The following is a 21,896-nucleotide window of genomic DNA, read 5'->3' as shown; positions in this document are numbered from 1 at the left end:
AAAATAAAACCAATTAAAGATACATAAAAATAACTATTTATGTAGCTTTTGATAATAAAATGCGGGAATAAACAATAGGATAAATATGGGCTGAATAAGAAATCTTCGAACATAAAAAAGCACTAGATTATTATGCTCGCCATAAACCCAGATTATGGCCTGGAAAGAAAAAATTAGAAGAACGAAGAAAAAAGCATACAAAAATGAGGCAAATTTAACCATTCCAATATCTTTAAAAAGGGTGTAAATCAATGCTAATGAAAGCGACATATTTAATCCATAGCGAAACAGTAAGCTAGTAAACAAACGGAAAGGATTATACAATGGTAACGGCAAATCATTAAAATCACTTTTGAAATAATCAAGGAAAGGATCGTAAAACAAGTTGTCTTCATAGACCCGTATCAGGACAAATGAGAGAACAAATAATAGTACTATAAAAAATCTGAATTTATGAGTTAGCAGTATTTTTAGCATACAATGAAAATTTATTAACCCAAATCACCCATAAAATAAAAACAACACCATAAATGAATAGCGGGAAAAGCACACCGTGCAGCAATGTTTGCTGCTTTGGAAAAAGATATATCAACACACATAAAATAGCTATGCGAGCTACATTTAATATATAAATAATTAGACTTCCACCCAAAATAAAAAGCACGGTAGACTTAACGCTGCCCGAAAACGAAACCACAAACGAAATGAACAAAACGATTATACTAATAGCATTGCAGCCCTCTATCATTCTGGCTACATATTGCTGATTGTAAATCAATCTAATATAGGGTTCAGAATCAATTTTTATTATATCAGAATCCGCATCAAATAGTGTCAGCAGTTGTTTTGTGTTTTCGGCAACCAACTCGGTGATCGAATCGATTTTATCCTCTCCAAAACTTCTCAAAAATCCCTGATAAATAAGAGCTAGAATAATATACGTCAAAAAAAACTTCGCCAGAAAAAGTAAAAAAGGTTTGTATTTATTGAAATATTTTTTCAAAGTCTATTTTTTAACAAATTTATATAATTTTTGAAAGAGACTTTAAATACTTTTGTATTAAAAAAAAAAAACATGACATTCCAGGAATTACAACCACAAGTAACTGCAATTACAATAAATACTACCCTTTCAAGAGACGAAAAACTTTTAGCCGTTTGCCAACTGTTACAGGACAATATAGACTACTACAACTGGGTTGGATTTTATTTTGCAAATCAAGAAACTCAAACACTTCATTTAGGACCGTATGTAGGAGCAGAAACAGATCATACAGTAATTCCTTTTGGCAAAGGTATTTGCGGACAAGTTGCCGTTTCTAATGACAATTTTGTGGTTCCAGATGTTGCGGCTCAAGATAATTATATTGCCTGCAGTTTTACGGTAAAATCAGAAATCGTAGTCCCTTTATTTGTAGATGGAGAGAATATTGGTCAAATTGATATTGATAGTCATGTGATAGATCCATTCACAGAATCTGACGAACGCTTTTTAGAATTTGTAAATAAAGAAATAGCTAAATTATACTAATAGTATTACATTTATTTTTTTATTAAAAACATTTATGAAATCAAATTTACATCTAGCCTTACTATTTTTAATTCCATTTTTATCATTCTCACAATCCCCAGTTAGTAAAATTGTTTACTTTGATTCCATATGGAAAGAATCAACAGAAGACAATTACAAATATTACAGGATTATTAAAGATTACTATTCTGACAAGAATATCTACAACGTCTTTGATTATTACAAATCAGGGACTTTAGAAATGGCAGGAACGTCTACCAATAAAGATTATTTAGTAAAAGAGGGACAGTTTGTGTACTATTATGAAAACGGTAATAAAAAAACAGTCTCAAAATATATAAAATCCAGACTAAGCGGCAAACAGTATCATTGGTACGAAAACGGACAACCGAAATCCGAAATTGAATATTTAGAAAATGAAAAAGAGATTAGCTCTGAATCTAAAATAAATCAATTCTGGAATGCTGAACATGTCCAAACCGTAATTGACGGCAATGGAGATTATGAAGATTCAAATGAGGGTTTTTTTGAAAGCGGCAAAATAAAAGACGGCTTCCATGAAGGAAACTGGAAAGGGCGTAGCAAAAAACCGAACTATACTTTCGTCGAAAACTATGAAAACGGAAAATTAATTTCCGGCATAAGTATTGACTCTTCAAATATTGAACACATCTATAAAAAAGCATATCAATATCCTGCACCCAAAAAAGGAATGAATAATTTTTACAGTTATATCGGAAAATCAATGAGAATTCCTAATGCAGCTCGGAATACTGTTTTTGGAAAAATATACCTAACATTTGTAATTGAAACGGACGGTAGTATTGTTGAAACTAAAATAATAAAAGGACTTGGCTACGGATTAGACGAAGAAGCAATTAGAGTTTTAAAAAAATACAAAGAATGGGTCCCAGGAGTTATGAGAGGCATCCCTGTAAGAGTTCTCTACTCTCTTCCTATTACAATAGCAAAATAACATTAATTATTAAATTTATTTTAGATTTCTCCAAAATAAATAGTACTTTTGCAGCCGTATTACAATAGCTGTAAGACATACATAAAAATCATTAAACAAATATTGGAATGTATTTAACTAAAGAGATTAAAGAAGAAATCTTCGCTAAACACGGAGAAAAAACAAACACAGGTAAATCAGAAGCTCAAATTGCTTTGTTCACTTTCAGAATTAGCCACCTAACAGAACACTTGAAAAAAAATCGTCACGATTACAACACAGAGCGTTCATTAGTATTGCTAGTTGGAAAAAGAAGATCTTTGTTGGATTACTTGAAAAAGAAAGAAATCAACAGATACCGTGAGATTATCAAAGTATTGGGTATTAGAAAATAATCAATATATTAAAGAGGCGCGCAAGTGCCTCTTTTTGTTTTTATACATAATAATAAAAAAAGTTTGGTTTTTCATTGGGTTTTAGGCATTAACTACGCAAACAACAACTACAACACAACTAGAACCCATGTTTAACTAATAAATTAAATTTATGATTCCACAATTATTTGTAGAAAGTATCGATTTAGGTGATGGAAGAAACATCACAATCGAGACAGGTCGTTTAGCCAAACAAGCTGATGGATCTGTAGTAGTAAGAATAGGAAAAACTGTTATTTTAGGAACAGTAGTATCTTCAAGAAAAGCAAGTCCAGGTATCGACTTTTTACCTTTAACAGTAGATTATCGCGAAAAATTTGCTGCAGCAGGACGTTTTCCAGGTGGTTTTTTCAAAAGAGAAGCAAGACCAAGCGATAGCGAAGTGTTAACAATGCGTTTAGTAGACCGTGTTTTACGTCCACTTTTCCCAGACGACTATCATGCCGAAGTTCAAGTAATGATTCAATTAATGTCTTTTGACGAGGATGTAATGCCAGATGCATTAGCAGGCTTAGCAGCATCAGCAGCTTTAGCTTTGTCTGACATTCCTTTCGAAACATTAATCTCTGAAGCTAGAGTTGGTCGTGTTGACGGAAAATTCATAATCAACCCAAGCCGTGCACAATTAGACTTATCAGATATTGATATGATGATTGGAGCTTCAATGGACTCTATCGCAATGGTAGAAGGTGAAATGAAAGAAATTTCAGAAGCAGAAATGCTTGAAGCGATTAAATTTGCACACGAACACATTAAAAATCAAATTTCTGCTCAACTACGTTTACAAGCCGCTTTTGGAAAAAAAGAGACTAGAACGTACGAAGGAGAAAGAGAAGACGAGGCTATTTACGCTAAAGTAAAAGCAGCATCTTACGATAAAATTTACGCTATTGCTAGCCAAGGTTCATCTAAACAAGAACGTACAGCTGCATTTGACGAAGTTAAAGAAGAAGTTAAAGCTTTATTTACTGAAGAAGAATTGGCAGCTGACGGAGATTTAGTTTCTAAATATTTCAAAAAAACCAATAAAGAAGCAGTTCGTAACGTAACTCTAGATTTAGGAACACGTTTAGACGGAAGAAAAACTACAGAAATCAGACCTATCTGGTGTGAAGTAGATTACTTACCATCTGTACACGGATCTGCCTTATTTACACGTGGGGAAACTCAAGCATTGGCTACAGCAACTTTAGGAACATCTAGAGAAGCAAACCAAATTGACTCACCATCTCAACAAGGAGAAGAAAAATTCTACTTGCATTATAACTTCCCTCCTTTCTCTACTGGTGAAGCTCGTCCTTTAAGAGGAACTTCAAGAAGAGAAGTAGGTCACGGAAACTTAGCGCAAAGAGCTTTGAAAAACATGATTCCTGCTGATTGTCCTTACACAATTCGTGTAGTATCTGAAGTATTAGAATCTAACGGTTCATCTTCTATGGCTACAGTTTGTGCTGGAACATTATCCCTAATGGATGCAGGTATCCAAATGATTCGTCCCGTTTCAGGAATTGCAATGGGATTAATTACTGATGGAGATCGTTATGCTGTATTGTCTGACATTCTTGGTGATGAAGATCACTTAGGAGATATGGACTTCAAGGTAACAGGAACTTCTGAAGGAATTACTGCTTGTCAAATGGACATCAAGATTGATGGATTGAAATACGAAATTATGGAAGCTGCACTAGCACAAGCTCGTGAAGGTCGTTTACATATCCTTGGTAAATTAATCGAAACTTTAGCAGCTCCAAAAGAAGATGTTAAAGCTTACGCTCCAAAAATTATTACTAGAAGAATTCCTAATGCTTTTATTGGAGCATTAATTGGACCTGGTGGAAAAGTGATTCAAGAATTACAAAAAACAACTGGAACAACAATTGTTATTAATGAAGATCCAGCTACTGAAGAAGGAGTTATTGAAATCTTAGGAACAGATCCTGCAGGAATTGAAGCAGTATTGGCTAAAATTAAATCAATCACTTTCAAGCCTCAAATGAATGAGTCTTATGAAGTAAAAGTAATCAAAATGCTAGATTTTGGTGCAGTTGTAGAATATACAGCAGCTCCAGGAAACGAAGTTTTATTACACGTATCTGAATTAGCTTGGGAACGCACAGAAAATGTTTCTGATGTAGTTAACATGGGTGATGTTTTTGAAGTGAAATACTTAGGTATGGATCCAAAAACTAGAAAAGAAAAAGTGTCAAGAAAAGCACTTATGCCAAGACCTCCACGTGAGGAAAGAAAAGAGTAATCAGATCTTAGTTTACTAAAGGTTTATTTATAAAAAACCCCAATTCATTCATTTGAATTGGGGTTTTTGTCTTTAAAAAAGAAATAAAAAAATATCATAAAATTCAGAAAATTCCCATATATTTGTTAAAAACCTTTCTTTTTAACAAATTAAAAAAGTGTATGGCAATTTTAAAATTCCTAAATCGATTACGTTCTGTTTTCTTACTATCTCTAATTTGTAATACTTTTACTGTCAATAGTCAGACACAACAAGAAGAATCGCTACACAATTGGTTTGATAACATAGTAGGCCGAGAAAATTTAGATATAAATAATGGTCCATTCTATACCGATACCTATAAAACAATTGGAACAAATAACATGTACCTTATTACTAATAAATATACTAGAGGTAACATCAATTATGAGGGACAAAATTACTATAACGTAAACATTAAATACAATATTTACAAAGATGAACTAATATTAAATCCCTACGGAGAGTCTGAACACATTGGTATAATTCTCATACAAGACAAAGTAAACTCCTTTTATATAAATGATAAAAACTTCGTTAAAATCAACCAAAATGAATCTTCCTTAGCTCAATTAACGAGCGGCTATTATGAATTAGAAAGACTTAACGACAATTTCAACTTTTATATAAAACATCAAAAAAAACTTGCTAAAAGAATAAATGATGATGGAGTGTATTATAATTTCCCCGAAGACAATCAATTTTTCATCTCCTTTGACAATGTTTTTTATAGCACAGATAGCAAAAATGATATCATAAAAATCTTTCCTCGCCAAAAAAAAGGAATTAATGATTTTTACTCTACGCACAGAAATTTAAAAACATCTGACTACGGTCAATTTATGTTAAATCTAATGAAATATATTAATATTTCTCAAACAAAAATAACCAAATAAACCCATGAGAAAGTTTCTTTTAATTATATTAATTCTGATTTCCAATCAAATAGCCCTTGCCCAGGAAACAAAAGATAAATTTTCATTTGATTTTAAAAATTCTGATTTGACAACCATAATTCAAACTATTGAAAATTCGTCCTCTTACAAATTTTACTTTAAGCCAGAATGGATCCAAACAAATAAGGAATTAGTAACTGCTAGCTATACTAACATTTCGATCGAAGAATTACTAGATAAAATTTTCAGCAATACAAATATTAATTTCCTAATTCTTAACAAGAAAATAATATTAACAAATAATAACAGAATTCACGACAGTCTAGCGTCAAATTATTTCGCTAATTCAAATTCAAATAGTTCAGACAAAGTGAGCGATAAAGCGTTACAAAACCCAATATTTTATAAACAATATGATTCAATTAAGAATTTTGGTTCAAAAAGAAACGCATCTATTAAATTTATCGGTAAAGAATCTGACATAACAAACAAGGTAAATTGCACTTTATCTGGATATATAAAAAATGGAGCTACTAATAAACCTGAGCCAAATGTTTACATAAACATAAAAGGAAAAAATATAAGTGGTACAAGTGACACTCAAGGATATTATACATTACAAGTCCCGATAGGAATTAATATTATAGAAATAAAATCAATAAACTTCAAAAAAATTACACAAACAGTAATGGTTTATAACGATGGATTACTTGATATAGAAGTTCAAGAAGACACCAACTTATTAGATGAAGTAATAGTGAAAAACGGAAGGGCAAAAACTACAGAAACTGTTGTTTCAGGACTAGTTTCCATCGATTTAGTAGCTATGAAAAATGTCCCACTAATACTGGGAGAACGAGATATTTTAAAAATAGCAACTACTTTCCCTGGCATAAAAACTACTGGAGAAGGTTCTGCTGGATTTAATGTCCGAGGAGGAAAAGAAGACCAAAACTTAATTCTTTTAGATGATGCAGTAATGTATAATCCGCAACATTTTTTAGGATTTTTCTCTGCTATAAATCCCTATACAGCTCGAAAAGCTGAAATCTATAAAGGAAGTATTCCAGCAGAGTTTGGAGGTAGATTATCTTCAGTATTCGATATTACAACAAAAAATGGTGATCCAGATAAATTCTCTGGTGAAGGAGCCATAGGTCCTATAACATCAAATCTAACTATTGGTACTCCTATAACAAAAGGGAAGTCTAGTATTCTTCTTGGAGCAAGGGCCACCTACTCTGATTGGATATTAAAATCTTTAGACGATGAAGATTTAAAAAACAGTCAAGCTGGTTTTTATGACGGAATTCTTAAGTACAACAATACTCTCAATGAAAACAATTCCATTGAGACAACTCTTTACTATAGTCATGACCGTTTTAGCATTAGTTCTGATTCTGTTTATAAATACAGTAATCGACTTGCATCTGTAAAATGGGACCACGATTTTAACAAGAGAAACAAAGCTGCATTAATTTTTACAAATAGTGAATACAAGTTTAATATTGACTACAATTCAAACAACATCAACGATTTTGATTTTGGATACAAAGTAAATGAATCACAATTGATGTTAAAACTAAAATATTCCCTTAACAAACAACACGCGATTTCTTACGGAATATCAAGTAAATTATATAATATCTCTCCAGGTTATCAACATCCCACAAATCCAGATGCGACTTTGATTTCGACAGACATTGCAAAAGAAAAGGCATTAGAATCTGCCATTTATTTATCTGACAGTTATAAAATAAGTAAAAAATTACTAATCGATTTAGGCTTACGATATTCTTTTTATGCCTCCATGGGAGAAGCAGATGTAAACCTCTATCAGCAAGGCCTGCCTTTAAGCGATGAGACAGTAATTGGAACTAAACATTACAATAATAATGAGTTTATAAAAACCTATGGCGGAATAGAGCCCCGTTTAGCAGCACGCTACTTTATCACTGATGACTTTTCGATAAAAGCAGGTTTTGACATGACCAGGCAATACATCCATCTTCTATCAAGCAATACTACTCAATCGCCAACGGATACCTGGAAATTATCTGATACCAATGTCAAACCACAAAGCGCAAACCAATTTTCGCTAGGACTTTATAAAAACATAAATACTGCCGATATTGAACTTAGTTTAGAAGGCTATTATAAAACATCCGAAAATATTCTTGATTATAAAGTGGGTGCTCAATTATTATTAAACGAAAATGTTGAAACAGAATTGTTGCAGGGTAAAGGAAGAGCCTATGGAGTTGAGTTTTTATTAAAAAAACAATTAGGCCGTTTAAACGGATGGGTTGGATATACCTACTCTCGAACTTTTATCCAACTTGATAGCGAGTTTAACTCAGAAACAGTAAACAATGGCAACTATTTTTCTGCAAATTTTGACAAGCCTCATGATTTAAGTGCCGTTTTAAATTATAAATTCACAAAACGTTATAGCTTATCGACTAACTTTTTGTACCAAACTGGAAGACCAATAACCTATCCCATAGGAACCTTCCATTACGGCAACTCAGATTACACTTTATACAGTGACAGAAATCAATACCGAATCCCTGATTACATCCGTCTAGATATAGGTATAAATATCGAAGGAAATCATAAAATAAAAAAGCTAGCGCATAGTTTTTGGAATATATCCGTCTATAATGTTTTAGGAAGAAGTAATCCGTATTCAATTTATTTTAATACTGACAAAAACGGAGAGATAAAAGGATATAAAACATCTATTTTTTCAATACCTGTACCTAGTATTACCTATAATTTTAAATTTTAATTATCAAAACGATTTTAAAGAAATGAAAATAGACAACCTTAAACATATATTATTATTACTTTTATTAGTAACCATTTTTAGTAGCTGTACTGAAACATATCCATTGCTAACTAATACATACGAAGAAGCAATTGTCGTCGAGGCTACTTTAACAAATGAACTTAAGAATCAAGAAATAAAAATTTCTAAAACTGCTCGATTTGAAGATGATGGAGTGGAGACCGAAAAAGATGCCATAGTCATCCTCAAAGACAATCTCAATAACGAATATAAATTTAATGAAAAATCTGGAATGTACATATCCCAATCTATTTTTCAAATTTTGCCCAATAGAGAATATACCTTAGAAATTAAAACTACTGACGGTAAAGTATATAAATCGACTCCAGAAACTCTAACAACGGTCACTCCAATAGAAAGCATAATCCCAACCATTACTACAAATAAAGACAATGAAATTGGTGTCCAAATTAATATCAACAGTTACGACCCTACAAACACTTCAAAATATTACCGCTATGAATATGAAGAAACATATAAAATTGTAGCGCCAAGATGGTCCTCCTTGAAACTAACAGTAACCGGAACCGAATCTATACAGCTGATCCCCAATTCAATAAATACAAGGGTTTGTTATTTGACTAAAAACTCAACGGATATTATATTATTTAATACAAATGACCAAACAGAAGACAGAGTAAACCTCCCAATTAGATTTATAAACAAAAATAATTATATCATAGGAGAAAGATACAGCGTATTAGTAAAGCAATATGTAGAAAATTTAGAAGCATATAATTTCCATAAAGTAATGAGAGACATCTCAAGTTCTTCAAGCGTTTTATCTCCAAAACAACCAGGTATAATAACCGGTAATATAAGATGCATTAGCGATTCTAACACAAAAGTTATTGGCTATTTTGATGTTGCATCTATTTCTTCTCAAAGAATTTTTTTCAATTATAACGACGTATTCCCTAACACTCCAAAACCTCCTTACATCGTTGAATGTGATGACATACCATTTTCCTTCTGCTTTAGAGGAGATGACTGTTCAGGACCTAGTTTGATCTATAACGTCGAAAATAACTTGATGAGTTATATTTCTAATAATAGCTCGAATTATATTTTAACCCCTGTAGAATGCGGAGATTGCACATCATTTTCATCTAATAAAATACCATCATTTTGGACAAATTAAAGCACCTAATCCTATTGTTTGTATTAATTAATACACAATTAACTATAGCACAACAAGTAATCACCCTAGATGAGACAGTATTTATACACATAAATACAACTACACTCGTTTCTGGTGAAACCCTATTTTATAAGCTCTATTGTATAAAAAATACAGATAAAACGCCTAGCCTAGTTAGCAAATTAGCCTATATTGAACTTATAGACAACAATAACAACTCTGTATTTAAAGACAAAATATTCCTTGAAAATGCAACGGGCGAAGGAGATTATTTTATACCTACAACTCTTCAAACTGGGAATTACAAACTAATTGCTTATACAAGTTGGATGCTAAATTTATCCACTTCAAAGATGTTCCAAATAGACATCAAAATTATAAATCCATATCAAACAAATGAAACTGGCTTTTCAACAAATAAGCTAAATCTAAAAAATACAGATAGCGTAACAATTGCAAAAAACACAACTTATCAAGAATCATCAGCAAATCAAAAAAGCGGAATAGCACTGAATAAAAAAACTTTTGCTAATCGAGAAAAAGTTACAGTAAAAATAGATCCTTCGGTTACCACAAACGGAAGTGGAAGCTATTCACTTTCTGTTAGAAAAACAGATGAATTACCTACCATAAATCAGACTACTGCAAATGAATTTGCTAAAATTTCCACTACCACAAACCCAGATAAGCTAGATGTTCGAAAAAAAATAATACTACCTGAACTTCGCGGAGAAATGATTTCTGGAAGAATAGTATCAGCAAAAGAATCAGATAATCTTCAAAATATAACTATTGCATTGTCTCTACCTGGAAAATCGCCTGCTTTTAAAATTGTAGAAACAGATGAAATGGGGCATTTTATTTTTAACCTAAACAAAGCCTACTATACTCCTAATATAGTTATACAAGTAATAAATGAACATTCAGATAACTATACCATTGAGCTCGACAAACCTAATACCCCTGACTACTCTAAATTAAACATTCAGCCTGATTTTAATTTATCAGCTAGCTTGAAGCAAACACTATTAGACCGATCTATAACAAACCAAATTGAAAACGCATACTATCAAAGAAGCAAAGATAGTATCAGTACACTAAATGAATCAAATGTATTTTACTTCCCACTTGCAAAAGAGTATATCCTTGATGATTTCACCCGATTTCCAACATTAAAAGAAAACATCACAGAGATTACTAAAGAACTATATTACAAAAATAAGAACAACAATTACTCTTTACATGTAAATGATTATTCTATATATCCGCAATTACCTGAGCCAGCATTAGTATTAATTGATGGTTTGCTTTTACAAAATGTAAACGAACTCTTTAATTACAACATGAAAAATATTTATAAGATAAGTGTTATTGCTGGAACATATTATATAGGCCCTCGTTTTTTTAATGGATTAATAAGTTTTACCACGACCAAAAATCAATTTACAACTGATATAAAAGAAAACTATATTTTGAACCCATTAATCCAAAGGCCGTCAATTAAAAAACAGTATAATAAAATTGATTATTCAGATATCAAAATAAATGAAAGAATCCCAGATTACAGAAATCAGCTTTCGTGGATACCTGCAGCTGATCTTAACAAAGAGATTTCATTCTACACATCAGATGTTAAAGGCACATTTGAAGTTACCATTGAAGGTTTTACAGAAACTGGAAAGGCAATTTCACTAAAAGAAACATTCAATGTAAAATAATGTCACTCTTTTGTAACTTTAATGCAACTCCATACGTGCGGCTGCTTGTACACTTAAAACTTGAAGAAACACGGCCATGCTACAAATTAAAAATACCAAATAAGTAACCAATCGAAAAACGGCATCGTTAGAGAAGTATTTACTGGACATTGGAAAAGTATGTGTTATTACTATTGATGAAAAAGCAGAACTAGTCCAAAAGACAAAAGCGATGATCAATCAGAAATAGAAAAAATTAACGAAAAAAAATCACTTTATGTTGTTTATTTGACCCCCATTTTTTGAAATTGAGATTGTTTATTTTTATAATTGTATAAACTTTTGGTTTTAATTATTTTTGATTGCTAGTTTACTGTTTACCAGATTTTTTTAACTATTGTTCTACAATCTTCCTCTGAAAAAAAACTAGATTTACACTTTTAATTTAATAAATAAAAATGACTAAAACCGTTGGTGTGATTGGAGCTGGGATAGGAGGTCTTGCATTATCAATTCGACTAGCAAATCAAGGGTTTAAAGTAACCATTTTTGAAAAAAATAGTTACCCAGGAGGCAAATTGAGTGAATTTAATATGAATGGATTTCGATTTGATAAAGGCCCATCGTTATTTACAATGCCCGAGCTAATAGATGAATTGACTAATTTGCAAGGAAGCTCGCATAAATTTGAATACCACAAATTAAAAGTCATAACTAACTATTTTTATTCGGATGGAACGCAACTAAAAGCATCTGCTAATGTAGAAGAATTTGCAGCGGAAGTACATTTAAAATTAAATGAAAATAAAGAAACTGTTTTAAAACATATCAAGCGCAACGCTTTTTATTTTAAAACTACCGAAGATCTATTTTTGAAACAATCGCTACATCAGCTGAAAAATTTCATTAATCTTAAAACAGTAAAAGGTATATTATCGGCCCCGTTCTTGGGTTTAATGAGTACTATGCATAAAAAAAATGAAAAAACTTTTTCGAATCCAAAAACGGTACAGTTGTTCAATCGATTTGCAACCTATAATGGTTCTAATCCTTATAAAGCACCTGCTTTAATGAATATGATTTCGCATTTAGAATTTAATCTTGGTGCTTACTTACCTAAAAAAGGTATGCATCAAATTACAACACATTTGGTCAAACTAGCAGAAGAAGCTAATGTGGAAATTAAATATAATGCAACTGTTGAAACCTTACATATTGAATCTAATAATAGGATTGCCTCCATTAAGAGTAATGGGATTAGCTATCCCTTTGATATTGTGGCAAGCGATATAGATATTCATGCACTCTACAAATATTTATTGCCAAATTCTTTTACTCCTAAAAAGCTAATTAAACAAGAAAAATCTAGTAGTGCCTATGTTTTTTATTGGGGAATAAACAAAGAATTTCCAGCATTAGGATTGCATAATATTCTGTTCAGTGATGATTATAAGAAGGAATTTGATTATTTGTTTTCGAAACAATATCCAACAGAAGACCCTACAATTTATATAAATATTACTTCAAAATATTGCAAAGATGATGCGCCAGAGGGTTGCGAAAACTGGTTTGTAATGGTAAATGTACCGCACAATAAAAGCGAGAGTATATATTATGCCGAAGCAATTAGAAAGAATGTAGTTGACAAAATTAATATGATGCTGAAAACAGATATCGAAAAATATATTATTAGCGAAAGTACTTTAAATCCAATTGATATAGAAAATCAAACATCTTCTCTAGGCGGATCACTGTATGGTAACTCTAGCAACAATAAATTTGCAGCATTTTTACGGCATGCTAATTTTTCGTCAAGTATTAAAAATTTGTTTCTTGTGGGAGGAAGTGTACATCCAGGAGGAGGTATTCCACTATGTCTTTTTAGTGCAAAAATAGCCAGTCAACTTATAGTAGAACAAGAAATGAAATGAAAAAAACATACAAATCATATTTTTTATATTTCTTAATTCTGGTCTATATTTCTGGCTCGATTGGGTTTGTCGTCAATCCTTCTTTTTTTAGTCCTTTTACACCTTATACATTATTACTTACTTGTTTCGTTTTTTTAATTCATAGTCCCTTAGAAGACAAAAAATTTATAATTGCGTTTTTTTCTATTGCATCTTTGGGTTTTATTATTGAAGTAGTTGGTGTAAAAACTGGATTAATTTTTGGGAAATATTCATACGGTGACGGATTAGGCTATAAATTTCTTAATGTTCCTCTGGTCATTTCGATCAATTGGGCAATGCTTATTTGTGCTGGAATCAAAGTGGTAAGTCGTATCTTTACAAACAAAATAACTGTTTTGATTGTGGCTGCTTTACTCGTAACACTTATTGATTTACTTATTGAGCAAGTGGCACCGAAACTTAATTTTTGGCAATTTGAAGGTGGGTTACCTGATTTACAGAATTATCTAAGTTGGATTGGCGTTGCTTTTTTTACATCTTACTTTTTTTACCCTACAATCATAAAGGGCAATCGTACCGTCTCTTTAATAATATTGATTTTACAAATTATATTCTTCACCTTTTTATTTATATTTATTTAATATGGAAATAATAATTAATTCTAGCATAGTTGTAGTCACTTTTATACTAACAGAATTTTCTGCATGGGCAAATCACAAATACGTAATGCATGGTTTTATGTGGTATTTTCATGCTGATCATCACAAAAAAGACCATAAAAGCTGGTTTGAACGAAATGACTTGTTTTTTATCATCTATGCCGTGCCAAGTTGGTTACTAATAATGTTTGGAATGATGAACCAGTATGCCTGGTACACATGGGTTGGTTTTGGCATATTACTCTATGGTGCAGCTTATTTTTTTGTACATGACCTCATAATTCACCAACGCTTCAAAGTATTTACTAAAACAAAAAATGTATTTATTTTAGCGTTGCGTCGCGCGCACAAAATGCATCACAAAAATACTGGGAAAGAAGGTGGCGAAAGTTTTGGAATGTTAATTATTAAGAAAAAATACATTCAAGCTGCCTCAAAACAGTCTAAAACTCTTTACACATAACACACTGTGCGTATGGATAAATATCTTACTCTTTAGTTTAAAGTTTGCGCTTTAGCTTTTGTTTATCATATATATTATTCATTGACTTTATATAAAATCAAACTATCAGATGGAACATACAAATGCTGCCAATTGCCCGATTTGTAAAAAAACCGAAACTTCTTATTACATGTCAACAAATGCATTAATGCATGAGCCAAATAATGAGCTTTATGTTTTTGATGTTTGTAATAATTGTGAAACAGTGTTTCTAACAAATCCGGTAGTGCCTGAAAGATTAGAGGAGTACTACACCGAAAACTATTTGCCCTACAGAGGCTCTTTAGCTTGGGGAAAGTATTTTTCCTTTGTAGATAACAGTCAAAAAAAGTTAGATTTAAAGCGCGTTAATTTTGTAAAAAAATATCTTAAAAAAAACGAGTCTACTCGTAGCGTTTTAGATGTAGGATGTGGTAATCCGAGTTTTTTAGAATCTTTGCAACAAAAATCAAAAGTAAATTGCACTGGAATTGATTTTTCAGATTCGGGTTGGAAGGGTAAAAATTATCCTAACTTAGAACTTAAAAAAGTTTCTATTGAAGATTATAATACTAAGACCGAATTTGATGCAATCACGTTATGGCATTATTTAGAGCACGATTACAACCCACATCAAACCATTGAAACACTCTATAATTGCTTAAAAAAAGGCGGAAAAATAATTATCGAAATACCTGATTATAAAAGCATAAGTGCAAAAATTCAAAAATCATATTGGCAAGGATGGCATAGTCCAAGACACCTGTCATTATTAACAAATAAAGGTTTTTCGCTTTTGTTTCCTAACGATAAATGGGAAATTAAAAAACATTTGCGATACGGAACCCTTGATGCGTTTACCCTGTGGTGGCTTGGCAGAATGGAAAAAAAAGGGATAGACTGGTCGGGGAATATGTCTAATCATTTTTGGATGCTTGTTCTTTTAAAAGTGGTTACATCCCCTATTTTTGTATTTGAAAAACTATTCCCTTTGGGCGTACAAATTTTAGTGGTTGAAAAAAAATAATCTAATTTACAATCACAAACCCATTCAAAACATAACACAAACTCATGAGCCAAATAACAACTTGTACTTTTTTTAAATTGGAAAGTTTTTCCAACAAACTTTGGGCATTTTCGCAAATGCAATTAGGACATGCTCATTTCAAAAAGATTGAAGGATTAGTATTCTACAAATTATTGGGTTCAGGTGCTGAAAATGGTTTTAGTTCAAAACCAAACTTTGGTACTTATGCATTATTATGTATTTGGGTATCCGAAAAAGATGCAAATAATTTTTTTGAAAAAAACTCCTTTTTTAACAACTATAAATCTAGAAGCTCTGAATCATTCACCGTTTTTGCACATGCAGCAGAAGCCCACGGAAAATGGGACGGAAAGCAACCTTTTATTTCTCATGCCTCTTTGGCTCTAGATAAGCCAGTTATGGTTTTAACACGAGCCAGTATTCGGCTTTCAAAATTAATTTCTTTTTGGAGAAAAGTTGGTGATGTGAGCAAAAGTTTAGATAGTTATGATGGATTAGCGTTATCGATAGGTGTTGGCGAATGGCCTTTAATACAGCAAGCTACATTAAGCATATGGAAAACTCAATCCGAAATGATTGATTATGCCTATAAAAATGAAAAACATAAAGAGGTCGTTCGTCTTACCAGAAAACTCAAATGGTATAAAGAAGAGCTCTTTGCAAGATTTATTCCCTATAAATTTTTAGGCCAGTGGAATGGTAAAAACGTTGAAAACTTTTTAGAATTCTAATCTTGTTTTTTTCAATATTGTTATTATGATAATCAATGGTTTTTAAGCAATCGCTATTTTCGCAAACTCTTTTTATGGTCTAAATACAGTTTCTAGAGCAGGAATTTTAACTATTTTCTATTTTTTGTAACTTTTTTGATGATCCATACGTATAACTATTTGTACACTTAAAACTTGAGGAGACAAAAACATGAGACAACTTAAAATTACCAAGCAGGTTACCAATCGTGAAACTGCTTCATTAGACAAATATTTACAAGAAATTGGAAAAGTTGACCTTATTACCGCTGACGAAGAAGTAGAATTAGCACAAAAGATTAAAGCCGGGGATCAAAAAGCCTTAGAGAAATTAACAAAAGCAAATTTACGTTTTGTTGTTTCGGTAGCAAAACAATATCAAAATCAAGGACTTACACTTCCTGATTTAATTAATGAAGGGAATTTAGGATTGATCAAAGCAGCGCAACGTTTTGATGAAACACGTGGTTTCAAATTCATCTCGTACGCTGTATGGTGGATTCGTCAATCGATACTACAAGCTTTGGCAGAGCAATCTCGTATCGTTCGTTTGCCTTTAAATAAAATTGGTTCTATCAATAAAATCAACAAAATGTATGCTTTGTTAGAGCAATCTAACGAGCGTCCACCATCTGCTGAGGAAATTGCAAAAGAACTTGACATGACAGTCAACGACGTAAAAGAGTCTATGAAAAACTCTGGTCGTCATCTTTCAATGGATGCCCCTCTTGTAGAAGGAGAAGATTCTAACCTTTACGATGTATTGCGTTCTGGTGAATCTCCAAATCCTGACAGAGAATTAATCCACGAATCATTGCGTACTGAAATCGAGCGTTCATTAGAAACATTGACTCCAAGAGAGGCTGATGTAGTACGTTTGTACTTTGGTCTTGGTGATCAACACCCAATGACACTTGAAGAAATTGGTGAAACTTTTGACCTGACCCGCGAGCGTGTTCGTCAAATAAAAGAAAAAGCTATCCGAAGATTGAAACACACTTCAAGAAGTAAAATACTAAAAACCTATTTAGGTTAATCAAAATATTCCCCAATTAAAATTTTTAAATTTTAAATCTTTTAATTCAAAATGAACAACAGTTTGATTGACTGTTCGTTTTTTGATTGATGATTGAAACTCCGGCTGATTACCGGAGTTTTATTTTTTAATAAAACCCATTTCTCGATTACTTCTCTCTTGCCTCTTTCTTGGTATTTCACTAAGTAAAAACTTCGGGTCGCACTTTCCCTCCCATCTTTTACTTTCAAAACAAAAGAATAAAAGGATTTTCATTGTAATCCTTACACAAACCCAATTATAGAATAAATTAATATAAAACGTTTATATAAAACACATTAATTTATATCTTTATTTTTTAAATTAAAAATAACATGAAAAAACTTATCATAGCACTAAGCCTACTAACCGTAATTGCCTGTAAAAAAGAGGCCGAAATAAACAGCGAGCCAGGATTATTGGAATCTAGAAAAACCATGAAAAACATCAACAAAGCAACGGATGCCATAAAAGATTATGAAAAGCATACAGAAGAGTTAAAAAAACTGAAACCAATACCTAAAGAGCTATATAAACAAATATTATCTGAAAAATTAGACAATTTTAAAAGAAGCAGTTTTAATGCTGGAAATACAGCAACGGTAGGACTAAGCTCATCTGATGCAACTTACGTTGATAACAGTGGCAAGATCCTAAAAGTATCTATTTTTGACGGCGCTGGTGAAGCCGGTAGTGCATTAATTGCGATTACCCATATGTCACTTGCAGCTGATACAGAATCAATAGACAGTACGACAACTAAAAAAACAGAAGAAATAGACGGAGTAAAAGCATTAACAGAAAACGACACTAATCCAGATGCTGATAGGTCATCATCAATAACGTTGATTTATAAAGGCAGATACCAGATTAATTTGGAAGGAACTAAAATCCAATTAGACGAATTAAAATCTTACCTGAAAAAATTTCCGTTTTCTAAATTAGACTGATTCTTTTGCTATACAATTTATAAAAAAAGCTTATTTTTAAACAACTAAAAATGTTTCTAATAAGCTTTTTTACTTCATATTAACGACCCCATTTATCAATCCAAAAAAATTAGTTTTATCCTAATCTGATAATTGTTTTTATTTTAAAAACTATCTTTGCAAAAACAACACTTACTTTAACTACTATGAAGAATACATTAATTGCACCTTCTGTTCTAGCGGCCGATTTTGGAAATTTACAGCGCGACATCGAAATGATTAATGCAAGTGAAGCAGACTGGTTCCACATTGACATCATGGACGGTGTTTTTGTTCCGAACATCTCTTATGGAATGCCTGTTTTGGAAGCGATTAACAAGCATGCAAAAAAAACCATCGACGTGCATTTGATGATAGTAGATCCGGATCGTTACATTAAGACTTTTGCTGAATTAGGTGCAAATATCCTAAGCGTGCATTACGAAGCCTGCACACACCTTCACAGGACGCTACAAGCTATAAAAGCGGAAGGGATGAAAGCTGGAGTTGCAATCAACCCACACACTAACATTGACTTGTTAGAAGACACTATTAATGATATTGACCTAGTTTGTATCATGAGTGTGAATCCAGGATTTGGAGGTCAGTCTTTTATAGAAAACACTTATGCTAAAGTGAAAAAACTAAAAGATTTGATCATTAGAAAAGGAGCATCAACTATAATTGAAGTGGATGGTGGTGTAACCAACAAAAACGCAAAACAACTAGTACAAGCTGGAGCAGATGTTCTAGTGGCCGGAAGCTATGTATTCAAGGCAGAAAACCCTACTGAAACGATTAAAGAATTAAAAAAACTAACAAGTTTTTAAAGAAATAAAAAGTCCTAATCTAATCTTACAGATTGGGACTTTATTTTTACCTCACAGATTATTTCAATACAGATTGGTGTACATCATTATAAAGTTCCATAATTGATGAGATAGCTTTTAGGCAAGATCTTTTACTTGCTATTTATAATTGCACTGTCGAAATAATAATCGTTATTATTATTATTTAATTTCTCATTGTGTACCATTTCATCGCAATTCACAACGACTTCTTTCAAATTTATGATACAACAGCTCTTACAGAAAACAGCTTTGATTTAACAGTGCTATTTATATAATCACTCACCGAAATCCCGATAAATTTTTTGAAATTTTTTGAAAATGTAAATCGGGAATTAAACAAGCATTTTTCACCCAATGAGGCCACTGTGTAGCTATCAAGATAACCTTCCTTAATGAGTGATAATGCATAAGTTATTTTTACTAGATTACTAAAATCATTAATGGAATAATGACAATAATACTTAAAAACAAACTCTAAATGACGTTTTGGTATTATTAATTTTTTAGACAAAGTACTTGCGGTAAAAGTTGTCGTAGTCAACATAGGGACTGATTTCTGAAGAATTTGAATATCCGAAATAATAAAATCGATTCTCTTTGAAATAGTAGTATACACTACTTTGTCTTTTTCTTCCACTGGCTTTAAAAGCTTTCTACTCCATACTAAAAATTCTGTTGACTCATTTAAATGCATGTTTTTCAACAAATAGTGCTCTCCGAATATTACAATTGGATTTTTAAACATGTAAATAAGCAGCAATAACCACAGTAATGATGAATACCTATAAAATGAACCTAAATTCATTTTAGGATTCGTTCCGCTAAATAAAAAATAATTAGAATAAACGAATAATAAAAAAGTTAAACTAATCATCAATAATAACCAGGTCTTAATCTCGCGATAACTAATTATCTCAAGCATTGATGTGTTCTTTCGATATATAAACTTCTTGAAAAGAAGAAGAATCAAAATAAAATAAAACGTAGAGTAGAAAAAAAAGAATAGATAGCTAATTTCATATACCATATTTACAAAAACAAACAATGTTGGTAAAATAAAGTGTAAAAATTCGTTTTTAAGTCGATCGTACCCTTTAATTAATCTTCTAAAGAATAAAAAATAAATAGGAACAATATACAAAGCTAGAGATAATTTTTTCTTTAATGGGTTATATGAATTTTCTATAAGACCTAAAAATTCAATGCTGTAAACAAACCTTTGTATGCCTACAATAAACAAAATAAGCACAAAATAAGTATTCGTTTTATGATTTTCAATTCTATTAAAAATCATAAAACATACTATCAAAATGCATAAAAAACCGACGAATAACGATATAAGATCTAAAAACATGTGTCAAATAATCAAAATATGTAACAAATATAAGTTTTGTACAGATAAGATGTTGTTTGTGCGCTAGTATTATTGTTATTTGTTAAAAAATAATTAAACCCTCTTTTCTCCCATGAAAAAAATCTACCTAACTCTCTTCGCTTTTATCGCTATTGTTTTAACTACAAATGTCAATGCACAAACGAATGTAACTTCTTCAGGAATGTCTATCCAAGGAATTGCACGTGACGAAACCAATGCCGCGATAGCTAACATTGATCAATTAGCACTGGTATTTACTGTATACTATTTAGGTACCGGTAATAGTGAGCAAGTTATACTTACTAAATCAGCCAATGTAAAAACTGATAATTTTGGTGTATTCTCTTATGTATTAGATATAGATCAAACAATTTATGGTAAAATTAGTAGCCAATCTACTTATTTAAAAGTAGTGCAAGGCAGCGTGGTTTTTTCTAATGAAAAATTACAAGCAGTTCCTTATGCTATTTTTGCGCAAAACGGAGTTCCTACTGGCTCTATAATGCCTTTTATAGGAACGACAGCACCTAATGGATGGCTGCTTTGTAATGGAAGTTCTTTTGCTTCACTTGATGTGGTTATTACAGCAAATTTAAAAGCACTATTGGGTGGCAGTACCAACACCCCAGACTTAAAAGGAATTTTTTTACGTGGTATTGGACGCCAGTGTAACGCTTATGGTTGTTATGAAGGTCCTGAATTAAAAGCAATCCAGCAGGATGATCTAAAATCGCATTTGCATGCGGCTAGTTTACCCACGAATTCTGCAGGTAGCCACAATCATAATGACAACAGCAACTTTAATAGAGTATTAAGTATGGATGGTAAGTATACTGTTGGTGGCACAGATAATAATAACGGTAGCGGTGAAGAAGTAAATTTAGTAAATTCTAAAACCATTGGATATGATGGAGCCCATACTCATACTGCCTCAGGAAATACAAACAATACAGGTGGCACAGAAACCCGCCCCATCAACTACGGAGTAAACTATATTATCAAAATATAATCATAGTCTGCT

20 protein-coding genes are annotated in these 21,896 nt (G+C 31.9%); 17 read left to right on the top strand and 3 right to left on the bottom strand.

Going from position 1 to position 21,896, the window contains the following annotated elements; translation table 11 throughout:
- Positions 1–33: 33 nt before the first annotated feature.
- On the bottom strand, positions 34–477 hold the full coding sequence (locus HJ01_RS07335) for an exosortase F system-associated membrane protein (RefSeq protein ID WP_040473767.1): 444 nt from the start codon (positions 475–477) through the stop codon (positions 34–36).
- Positions 452–1,003, bottom strand: coding sequence for an exosortase family protein XrtF (gene xrtF / locus HJ01_RS07330; protein ID WP_007137714.1), 552 nt, complete (start codon positions 1,001–1,003; stop codon positions 452–454). Before xrtF ends, HJ01_RS07335 begins: the two co-directional genes overlap by 26 nt.
- 72 nt (positions 1,004–1,075) lie before the next feature.
- Here xrtF and HJ01_RS07325 point away from each other — a divergent pair, with 72 nt between their 5' ends.
- The 16 genes from HJ01_RS07325 (at position 1,076) to rpe (ending at position 19,479) form a co-directional block, all read left to right on the top strand.
- Complete coding sequence (locus HJ01_RS07325) at positions 1,076–1,531, top strand: GAF domain-containing protein (protein WP_007137713.1); 456 nt, start codon at positions 1,076–1,078, stop codon at positions 1,529–1,531.
- A gap of 34 nt (positions 1,532–1,565) precedes the next feature.
- A complete protein-coding gene (locus tag HJ01_RS07320) occupies positions 1,566–2,507 on the top strand; it encodes an energy transducer TonB (protein ID WP_007137712.1) in 942 nt (313 codons plus the stop codon).
- Between the two features lie 107 nt (positions 2,508–2,614).
- On the top strand, positions 2,615–2,881 hold the full coding sequence (gene rpsO / locus HJ01_RS07315) for a 30S ribosomal protein S15 (RefSeq protein ID WP_007137711.1): 267 nt from the start codon (positions 2,615–2,617) through the stop codon (positions 2,879–2,881).
- Between the two features lie 151 nt (positions 2,882–3,032).
- Complete coding sequence (locus tag HJ01_RS07310) at positions 3,033–5,174, top strand: polyribonucleotide nucleotidyltransferase (protein ID WP_007137710.1); 2,142 nt, start codon at positions 3,033–3,035, stop codon at positions 5,172–5,174.
- 161 nt (positions 5,175–5,335) lie between these two features.
- Positions 5,336–6,088 carry a hypothetical protein gene (locus HJ01_RS07305; RefSeq protein ID WP_007137709.1) on the top strand — a complete coding sequence of 251 codons (753 nt, stop codon included), beginning with the start codon at positions 5,336–5,338 and terminating at the stop codon, positions 6,086–6,088.
- 4 nt (positions 6,089–6,092) lie between these two features.
- Entirely contained in the window at positions 6,093–8,879 is a 2,787-nt protein-coding gene (locus HJ01_RS07300) for a TonB-dependent receptor (RefSeq protein WP_007137708.1), read from the top strand.
- 22 nt (positions 8,880–8,901) lie between these two features.
- Positions 8,902–10,080 carry a DUF4249 domain-containing protein gene (locus tag HJ01_RS07295; RefSeq protein ID WP_007137707.1) on the top strand — a complete coding sequence of 393 codons (1,179 nt, stop codon included), beginning with the start codon at positions 8,902–8,904 and terminating at the stop codon, positions 10,078–10,080.
- On the top strand, positions 10,068–11,798 hold the full coding sequence (locus HJ01_RS07290; protein ID WP_007137706.1) for a hypothetical protein: 1,731 nt from the start codon (positions 10,068–10,070) through the stop codon (positions 11,796–11,798). The genes HJ01_RS07295 and HJ01_RS07290 overlap by 13 nt, the downstream gene beginning before the upstream one ends.
- 437 nt (positions 11,799–12,235) lie before the next feature.
- Positions 12,236–13,708, top strand: coding sequence for a 1-hydroxycarotenoid 3,4-desaturase CrtD (gene crtD, locus HJ01_RS07285; RefSeq protein ID WP_007137705.1), 1,473 nt, complete (start codon positions 12,236–12,238; stop codon positions 13,706–13,708).
- A complete protein-coding gene (locus HJ01_RS07280) occupies positions 13,705–14,331 on the top strand; it encodes a carotenoid biosynthesis protein (protein WP_007137704.1) in 627 nt (208 codons plus the stop codon). Before crtD ends, HJ01_RS07280 begins: the two co-directional genes overlap by 4 nt.
- Position 14,332: 1 nt before the next feature.
- Positions 14,333–14,812 carry a sterol desaturase family protein gene (locus tag HJ01_RS07275; protein ID WP_050855217.1) on the top strand — a complete coding sequence of 160 codons (480 nt, stop codon included), beginning with the start codon at positions 14,333–14,335 and terminating at the stop codon, positions 14,810–14,812.
- Positions 14,813–14,921: 109 nt separating this feature from the next.
- On the top strand, positions 14,922–15,857 hold the full coding sequence (locus HJ01_RS07270; protein WP_040473766.1) for a class I SAM-dependent methyltransferase: 936 nt from the start codon (positions 14,922–14,924) through the stop codon (positions 15,855–15,857).
- 44 nt (positions 15,858–15,901) lie between these two features.
- Entirely contained in the window at positions 15,902–16,609 is a 708-nt protein-coding gene (locus tag HJ01_RS07265) for a hypothetical protein (RefSeq protein WP_007137701.1), read from the top strand.
- Positions 16,610–16,799: 190 nt separating this feature from the next.
- Complete coding sequence (locus HJ01_RS07260) at positions 16,800–17,663, top strand: RNA polymerase sigma factor RpoD/SigA (protein ID WP_007137700.1); 864 nt, start codon at positions 16,800–16,802, stop codon at positions 17,661–17,663.
- A 353-nt stretch (positions 17,664–18,016) separates the two neighbouring features.
- Positions 18,017–18,631, top strand: a complete 615-nt coding sequence (locus HJ01_RS07255; RefSeq protein ID WP_007137698.1) for a hypothetical protein — start codon at positions 18,017–18,019, stop codon at positions 18,629–18,631.
- 185 nt (positions 18,632–18,816) lie between these two features.
- Positions 18,817–19,479, top strand: a complete 663-nt coding sequence (gene rpe / locus HJ01_RS07250; protein ID WP_007137697.1) for a ribulose-phosphate 3-epimerase — start codon at positions 18,817–18,819, stop codon at positions 19,477–19,479.
- 238 nt (positions 19,480–19,717) lie between these two features.
- On the opposite strand, the gene HJ01_RS17625 is transcribed toward rpe, so the two are convergent.
- Complete coding sequence (locus HJ01_RS17625) at positions 19,718–20,422, bottom strand: helix-turn-helix domain-containing protein (RefSeq protein WP_157999915.1); 705 nt, start codon at positions 20,420–20,422, stop codon at positions 19,718–19,720.
- A 544-nt stretch (positions 20,423–20,966) separates the two neighbouring features.
- Here HJ01_RS17625 and HJ01_RS07240 point away from each other — a divergent pair.
- A complete protein-coding gene (locus HJ01_RS07240) occupies positions 20,967–21,884 on the top strand; it encodes a tail fiber protein (RefSeq protein WP_007137695.1) in 918 nt (305 codons plus the stop codon).
- Positions 21,885–21,896 lie beyond the last annotated feature (12 nt).

Source organism: Flavobacterium frigoris PS1, assembly GCF_000252125.1.
In the GTDB taxonomy this organism is placed as follows: domain Bacteria; phylum Bacteroidota; class Bacteroidia; order Flavobacteriales; family Flavobacteriaceae; genus Flavobacterium; species Flavobacterium frigoris_A.
The sequence above is the reverse complement of the archived record's forward strand: the minus strand, read 5'-3'. Positions and strand labels throughout refer to the sequence as shown.

Bases quoted from the DNA above. Each gene is read 5' to 3' on its own strand.
- HJ01_RS07335 (WP_040473767.1), bottom strand. From the start codon at position 477: ATGCTAAAAATACTGCTAACTCATAAATTCAGATTTTTTATAGTACTA.
- HJ01_RS07300 (WP_007137708.1), top strand. From the start codon at position 6,093: ATGAGAAAGTTTCTTTTAATTATATTAATTCTGATTTCCAATCAAATA.
- HJ01_RS07275 (WP_050855217.1), top strand. From the start codon at position 14,333: ATGGAAATAATAATTAATTCTAGCATAGTTGTAGTCACTTTTATACTA.
- rpsO (WP_007137711.1), top strand. From the start codon at position 2,615: ATGTATTTAACTAAAGAGATTAAAGAAGAAATCTTCGCTAAACACGGA.
- HJ01_RS07280 (WP_007137704.1), top strand. From the start codon at position 13,705: ATGAAAAAAACATACAAATCATATTTTTTATATTTCTTAATTCTGGTC.
- HJ01_RS07240 (WP_007137695.1), top strand. From the start codon at position 20,967: ATGAAAAAAATCTACCTAACTCTCTTCGCTTTTATCGCTATTGTTTTA.
- HJ01_RS17625 (WP_157999915.1), bottom strand. From the start codon at position 20,422: ATGCTTGAGATAATTAGTTATCGCGAGATTAAGACCTGGTTATTATTG.
- HJ01_RS07270 (WP_040473766.1), top strand. From the start codon at position 14,922: ATGGAACATACAAATGCTGCCAATTGCCCGATTTGTAAAAAAACCGAA.
- HJ01_RS07295 (WP_007137707.1), top strand. From the start codon at position 8,902: ATGAAAATAGACAACCTTAAACATATATTATTATTACTTTTATTAGTA.
- rpe (WP_007137697.1), top strand. From the start codon at position 18,817: ATGAAGAATACATTAATTGCACCTTCTGTTCTAGCGGCCGATTTTGGA.
- HJ01_RS07320 (WP_007137712.1), top strand. From the start codon at position 1,566: ATGAAATCAAATTTACATCTAGCCTTACTATTTTTAATTCCATTTTTA.
- HJ01_RS07310 (WP_007137710.1), top strand. From the start codon at position 3,033: ATGATTCCACAATTATTTGTAGAAAGTATCGATTTAGGTGATGGAAGA.
- HJ01_RS07255 (WP_007137698.1), top strand. From the start codon at position 18,017: ATGAAAAAACTTATCATAGCACTAAGCCTACTAACCGTAATTGCCTGT.
- HJ01_RS07265 (WP_007137701.1), top strand. From the start codon at position 15,902: ATGAGCCAAATAACAACTTGTACTTTTTTTAAATTGGAAAGTTTTTCC.
- HJ01_RS07305 (WP_007137709.1), top strand. From the start codon at position 5,336: ATGGCAATTTTAAAATTCCTAAATCGATTACGTTCTGTTTTCTTACTA.
- HJ01_RS07260 (WP_007137700.1), top strand. From the start codon at position 16,800: ATGAGACAACTTAAAATTACCAAGCAGGTTACCAATCGTGAAACTGCT.
- crtD (WP_007137705.1), top strand. From the start codon at position 12,236: ATGACTAAAACCGTTGGTGTGATTGGAGCTGGGATAGGAGGTCTTGCA.
- HJ01_RS07325 (WP_007137713.1), top strand. From the start codon at position 1,076: ATGACATTCCAGGAATTACAACCACAAGTAACTGCAATTACAATAAAT.